Origin of the sequence: Streptomyces sp. SID12501 (assembly GCF_010550245.1) — a bacterium.
In the GTDB taxonomy this organism is placed as follows: domain Bacteria; phylum Actinomycetota; class Actinomycetes; order Streptomycetales; family Streptomycetaceae; genus Streptomyces.
In genome coordinates, this window is the sequence record NZ_JAAGLU010000895.1 from 1 (window position 1) to 407 (window position 407).

General features: G+C 71.3%; 1 protein-coding gene. It reads left to right on the forward strand.

Going from position 1 to position 407, the window contains the following annotated elements:
* On the forward strand, positions 1 to 407 hold a 407-nt coding region (locus G3I71_RS49020), incomplete at both ends, for a sigma factor (protein WP_275409469.1).

Below are 407 nucleotides of genomic sequence, written 5' to 3' on the forward strand. Positions count from 1 at the left end.
CCCGTCTGGAGGCCATCGCCTACCGCCTGCTCGGCTCGGTGAGCGATGCCGAGGACGCCGTACAGGACACGTTCCTGCGGTGGCAGGCCGCCGACGTCGACCGCATCGAGGTCCCCGAGGCCTGGCTGACGAAGGTCCTCACCAACCTCTGCCTCAACCAGCTCACCTCGGCCCGCGCCCGGCGCGAGTCGTACGTCGGCCAGTGGCTGCCCGAGCCGCTTCTCGCCGGGGACCCGATGCTCGGCCCCGCCGACACCGCGGAGCAGCGCGAGTCGGTCTCGTACGCGGTGCTCGCCCTCATGGAGCGCCTCTCGCCCAACGAGCGGGTGGCGTACGTGCTGCGGGAGGCGTTCGACTACCCGCACCGGAAGATCGCGGAGATCCTCGACATCACCGAGGCCTCCTGC